The sequence below is a fragment of the Bacillus sp. Xin1 genome, from assembly GCF_013314535.1.
Classification (GTDB): Bacteria; Bacillota; Bacilli; order Bacillales; family Bacillaceae_G; genus Bacillus_A.
Genome location: NZ_JABUAE010000087.1, coordinates 1 through 6,065 on the forward strand (window position 1 = coordinate 1; position 6,065 = coordinate 6,065).

General features: G+C 34.5%; 5 protein-coding genes and 1 pseudogene. 1 reads left to right on the forward strand and 5 read right to left on the reverse strand.

The window, feature by feature from the left end; all coding sequences use genetic code 11:
* Positions 1-445 precede the first annotated feature (445 nt).
* The 4 genes from HRG09_RS27280 to HRG09_RS27295 form a co-directional block, all read right to left on the reverse strand.
* On the reverse strand, positions 446-1,036 hold the full coding sequence (locus tag HRG09_RS27280) for a DUF4030 domain-containing protein (RefSeq protein ID WP_174103944.1): 591 nt from the start codon (positions 1,034-1,036) through the stop codon (positions 446-448).
* 426 nt (positions 1,037-1,462) lie between these two features.
* Entirely contained in the window at positions 1,463-1,831 is a 369-nt protein-coding gene (locus tag HRG09_RS27285) for a nuclear transport factor 2 family protein (RefSeq protein WP_174103945.1), read from the reverse strand.
* Positions 1,832-2,379: 548 nt separating this feature from the next.
* A complete protein-coding gene (locus HRG09_RS27290; protein WP_174103946.1) occupies positions 2,380-3,477 on the reverse strand; it encodes a serine hydrolase domain-containing protein in 1,098 nt (365 codons plus the stop codon).
* A 144-nt stretch (positions 3,478-3,621) separates the two neighbouring features.
* Positions 3,622-3,984 (reverse strand): alpha/beta fold hydrolase, encoded by a 363-nt coding sequence (locus HRG09_RS27295; protein WP_174103947.1) that lies wholly within the window; start codon positions 3,982-3,984, stop codon positions 3,622-3,624.
* A gap of 400 nt (positions 3,985-4,384) precedes the next feature.
* Between HRG09_RS27295 and HRG09_RS27300 the strand changes: the two genes are divergently transcribed.
* On the forward strand, positions 4,385-5,863 hold the full coding sequence (locus HRG09_RS27300) for a serine hydrolase (RefSeq protein WP_174103948.1): 1,479 nt from the start codon (positions 4,385-4,387) through the stop codon (positions 5,861-5,863).
* A gap of 63 nt (positions 5,864-5,926) precedes the next feature.
* On the opposite strand, the pseudogene HRG09_RS29265 reads toward HRG09_RS27300, so the two are convergent.
* A pseudogene (locus HRG09_RS29265) lies at positions 5,927-6,025 on the reverse strand (IS6 family transposase); the annotation flags it as partial.
* Between the last annotated feature and the right edge of the window lie 40 nt (positions 6,026-6,065).

Here is a 6,065-nt window from a genome sequence, read left to right on the forward strand (position 1 = left end):
AAACTTTTTGTTGGCACCACTTAACCTCAACAAAACTTCGCAACAGAACCGTTATAACTATATTACTTGCTTTTGTTTCGAACTTTATTAGGGTATATTTGCCAATCCCTCGGGAGAACGGGTAAAAACACCCAAGTTCATTGCTAATTTACTCTTAAGTTGATGGGCATGTATGGTGACCCCTATTAAAAAATAAGACTAAAGGAGGTCTTAATTAAGATGAGTAGTAGGACTAACAATGTGATTCATTATGTGACATTGGGGATGATTATATTGTTAATTATCCCATCAGGTTTCAGTGAGTTATATTTTAATATTTTTTTCCTAGTAATAGGGGTGAATTTTATTAATGGTGGAATTAGGGTTTACGAGGAATCAAAAAAAAAGCACATTGTTCCTATGTTATGTGGTGTGATTATGATAGGATTTGGAATATACCGATTAATTAGTTGATTTTTTGTTCATCTTGACTATAAATTTCAACAATATATGAATCATTTTCAATCCACTTTTTTACTTTCTTTGTTTTTAGTAAATCATCAATCTCTTTTTCTATTTTCTTTCCAAAGTCTTTGGCCCCTGGATCTGAATTATTTATTGTGGTATGTATAGCAAGGGGAAATGGTTGGTTCGATTCGAAATTAACTTCCTTAATTCCAAAACCTTTGTATCCATTTTTGGTAAACACTTCATTAAAAATAGAACTGTAAACTTCGCTCCATCTACGCTCTTTCTTTACAATATCCATATTTCTCTGACTCACATTAATTGTGTATGGTCTAATACCTTGATTCTTTAATTGAGTATTAATCGTTTTTTTTAACTTACTTGTATTTACGGTATCAGCTATTTCTAAGTCTACTGTTTTTGGTGTATCGCTCATGGAAGCACTAAGGAAGTCCTTTTCATCTACAGTTTCCATAATAGTGTCCATAACTTTTGATTCTTCACTTTTTGCTTCTTCTTTATCGTTCTGACAGGAACATACTAAAGTGAGTGAAAATAGAAGTGCAAACAACTCTTTTCTCTTTTTCATCTTATTCTCCTCCCCCATCACTTCTTTAAGCTTATAATAGCGGATATTTAGTTATGTTTATTCTAACCTTGTAACATTCTCCAGAATAAACGAAAAACCTTCATCTTATCTTTGTTGATTGTAGGGTGTTTCTGCCCAAATCCCCGAAATGGGGGAATTAGCTTAATTAGGTAAAAATTTACACACCATATCAAAAAGTACACCTTTTGATGCAATTTAACTTTCATGTATTTGGTATTAAATTAATCCTTTGATTTATCTGTAAAATTATACCTTTAATGACAAAATTTTTAAAGGCATACTTCGGAATCCATTCAGAACCCGTCAGGTTCTTACGAACCAGTCGGAACCTGAACGGCAATAAAAAAACCATCAAAAGATGGTCTTTCTTAAACTAAAGCTATCCGTTTTTTTATTCAAAAAAATTTATTTTTGAACAAAACTACAATGTCCTGAGATGACTTTTAATTCATCCTTATCTTTTTTCCAAACTCTTGTATAGTACATTTCATCTTCCCTATGTTGTCCACCAATGATTGCTTTAACTTTAGCCTGTGTAATTGTAACAGCGACATCTTCTAATGGAATAACCTTTTGATTTAAAAATTTAATTTCAGTTAGATTCACTATCCCTGACCGATGAGAGTTAATGTCGTCTTCCTTTGTTATTATCTGTCCAAAAGGACTAACAAATGAAAGTTCATCACTGATAAGTCTTTCAAGAATTTCTACATCCCCATTAACCATAGCGTTTCGTAGTTTTTCTTCATATTCATAAATTAAATTCTTATCCATCTGGATTCCACCCCTTATCAAAAGTATTATTAATAAATAACATTAACATATCATTACATTTTTAACTATATTTAGTAATCAAATAGACTGGTAGTTGCCGATCTTTAATACCTCACTTTGATTCCTTCAATCGGAAAAGGTACACCTTTTGATACTACAAAAAATAAAGTTCGCAATACAGATATAACTGGCATCTATGGTTTTGATATTAAAAAATATAATATAATAAAAAAAAGATGGTTATTACCTTTTGTTTTCCTCCTTATGCTGAAGATAAGATTGCATTCCTTGATCTTATCTCTTTTCTTTCTAGGCCTCACCATACATGCCCATCAACTTAAGAAAACAAATCCACCCCAAAACGAAAAAATGAGCTTTTTTATTACAAGTTAGGACAAAATCTCGTTCTGGGGGAGGTGTATTTTCTTAGCTTGATGGCGATGGGGCGGTACCCCTAGATTGATACTATCAGTATGTCCAAGCTTCTTAGATTTTTTGCACTAGAGCCATAAAAACTATGCCAAAATTTATCCGGTTTTCCTTTTTACCTACTTGCTAAATTCAGCAAGTAAAATATTTTTAAAAGGATCAGAATTACTATGACTAGTTATATGGCCATTCAAATTGATAGCCAATATATGCTTGCCTCCAAGTGTACCTCCAGCAAAAGTAGTAAAACCTGGATTGCCACCTGCATGTCCCCATATCGAGACCCCCTTTGGAAGTTTAGTTTCATAGATTCCAAGACCATAATTATCAAGTCCCGCTATTCCTGTAGGAACTGTAGTAAGCATTTGTTTTAGTTGCTGTTCCTTTAGTAATTTTCCACTAAGCAAGTAAGAGAAAAATTTGTTTAAGTCATCAGCAGTAGAAATTATATCTCCATCGGAGTTACCTGGGTAAGAATAAGTAACGTCTTTTAGCTCCCTTTCTCCGTCATATCTTTCATATCCACGGGCATGATTGGTACCTGGGATAACAGTTGAATTACCGGGTAGGAATGTATTCGACAATTCGAGCGGTTCAACAATCCGATTTTCAACCTCTTCTGCATAGCTATTTCCAGTTACTTTTTCAATAAGGATACCCAATATTACGTATCCCGTGTTTGAATAAGACCAGCCCTTACCTGGGGCAAAGTCTGGGGGAAGAGAAATTCCCATCTTTACTAATTCATCAGCCGTATACAATTTTTTTGTATCCATAATATCATAGTCTTTTGACTTGAAGTATTCAGCAATCCCACTTGTATGATTCAATATCTGCCGAATCGTAATCTGGTTACCATCATAGCCGTTTCCTTGAATAACGCCAGGCAACCATTTTTCGATGGAGTCATCTAGATTCAAGCGGTTCTCTCCAGCTAATTGAAGTAGCACTGTTGCAATGAATGTCTTCGTCGTACTACCAATGCGAAAGCGAAAATCTGTTTTCATTGGCTTCTCGGTTCTCAGATCCGCTATACCAGCGGCATAACTCCACGTTTTTCCACCCTTATAAATTGTAGCAAGTATCCCTGGATATCCAAGTTGTAGTGTATCCCGCATTGCTTTCTTGACGGAAGTACGATCTCGTTGAGTATTTGTTTGTAGCGAACTAGATACATTTTGATCAGACTCACTCGTAATTTGCCTACTTGTTTTCATAAGATTCTCCCTCTCCTCTATTCATATTGTGTAGATGGTTGTTAGCTGTTTCATACTAAGCACACAGCTATCATCTCTATTAAAAGTTCAATATTACATTTGTAATTATCTTGCTAATTATTTTTTCACAAATGCCATTGTATTCTAACAAACGATAAATTCCTCTTTTTCCACATGTATGTTAACCCTAGAAGAACCACTATTATTACTGGTTTGTTTTTGATAAATAGAAAAAGTTTGGAGCTTTAGCTGATCTGCTAATTCATTTACATCTTCTGCCCAATCCAGAACTGTTCGATTCCGTTTTTGATCAGAGAGCCCGTAGCCAGGTCTATCTATTGAAAGAAGTCGTATCCCTAATCGTTTGGCTACCATATCATCTGTTAATGACCAAATTCTTGAACCGGGTGTACCGTGGAATAGCATGACTGGTAATCCATTTGTTTTACCATATTCAATATAGGCTAACTTGCGCCCATCTTGTAAAGTTATGATGTGATCTTTCATATTATCTACTCCTATAAAAAATTATAAACCGACCGTTCAGTTTAATTTTATAACAAGAGTAGTTCATTTGTAAATACTGGAATTTCCATTGTGCAATATAGCCTATTGATAAAATGAAATACTGAAGTCATATTATTTTCATTCACGTTGTAATTCATTAGATACAGAAATAGACATACAAAAACGCATCCTTTCCTATGATTCAACAGAAAGAATAGCGTATTTTTTTATTTTAGGGGGTTTTTTATTTTCTTAGCTTGATAGCGATGTGGCGGTACCCCTAAGTATTTGCACCAGAACCTAAAAAATTATGGCGTCTTTGTGAACAACAAGGTTTTCTTCTTCTTGATATCTAAATAATACAAAGATGTAAAAAAATGGACGTAGGAGGCTGAAATGTATGCAAAAGATGAAACCCTCTCTTAGAAACCGTCTGCGTGAATGTACAGAAAAAATGATGAAAAATTTAAACGTTCCAGGGGTAGCAGTCGCAATTATAAAAGATGGGGAAATTATTCTTTCTGAAGGCTTTGGATACCGTGACATTGGAAATAAAAAAAGCGTTACACCAAATACACTATTTGCGATTGGTTCAGCTACCAAAGCGTTTGGTACACTCTCTCTAAGCTTACTTGCTCAGCAGCAAAAGTTTAATTGGGACACACCTGTTCAAGCATATATTCCAAACTTTTCACTATGTGATCCGCTAGTAAGCTCACAAATTACGGCTCGTGATTTAGCCTCTCATCGTTCCGGTGTTGGTGACCACGAACTACTATGGCATGGACCTTTATTAAACCGAAAAGATGTCGTGGAAAAAACTCGATATTTGGAGCTAGATGCACCGTTTCGTACAACCCATTTATACAATAACTTAATGTATACGACAATTAGCTATATGATAGAACAAATTACACATCAAACATGGGAACAATATGTAACCGAACATATTCTGCAACCTCTTCATATGGAACATACAAACTTCTCAGTCATCACTTCGCAAAAAGCAGATGATTACGCACTCCCATATATTGAAAAAAACGGAAAAATAGCCGAAGTACCGTTTTGTAATGTCGACATAGTCGGCGCTGCTGGATGTATTAACTCAAATATAAAAGATATGGCAAAATGGGTGTTATTCCACTTAAATCAAGGAAAAGTGGGCGAACATGAATTAATTGCACCAGACATGTTACAGCAAATGTATGCACCACATATTCAAATTCCCGATGATCCAATTTTAGCTATGCCAGAATCAATATTAAATTACTATGGACTTGGCTGGTTTATTAGTGCATATCGTGGTTATAAAGTAGTTCATCACGGCGGGAGTACCGATGGTTTCTCAGCGCTCGTATCCTTTATACCACAAGAAAATATGGGGCTTGTTATATTAACAAACTCTGAAGGCACGTCATTACCTTCTTACCTTTCATATCAAATTTATGATGAATTACTTGGATTAGATGCAATCGATTGGCAGAAACGAGCTGTAGAAGATACGGCTAAAATTGAAGAACAGATGAAAGAATTAAATAAACCTTTTCCACAAGTAAAGCAGACAACTCTTACACATGAATTAAATGATTATACAGGAGTATTTGACCATCCTGCATATGGAAAAATAGAAGTGTACAAACAAAATAATACCTTATATCTAAAGTGGGAATCACTTGATATAGAGATAGAGATGAAACATCATCATTACGATATGTTTACAGCAAAGTGGAACATTATCCAATCAGAAGTGAATATGTTAGTTGCTTATGAAATGGATGTAGAAGGAAACTTATCACGATTTAAATTGCATTTACCTCTTATGTTGAGTCCAAAACCACTTGTATTTATAAAATTGGGTTCTGTTGCAAAAATCATTTGATAGAGAGGTTCTGTTGCAAAGTTTAAAAAAAGCATAAACAGGTTGGTAAATAAAGAACAATGTTTAAGAAGTAGCTAGTAATTGTTGCAGTTCATTGTACGTTGAAAAGGCGGAGTCTCTTTGAAGACTTCGCCTTTGTTTATATAGAGCATGAATGGTTTCATAAGCGTGCAGATTTATTTTTCACTTTCCAAATTTGATA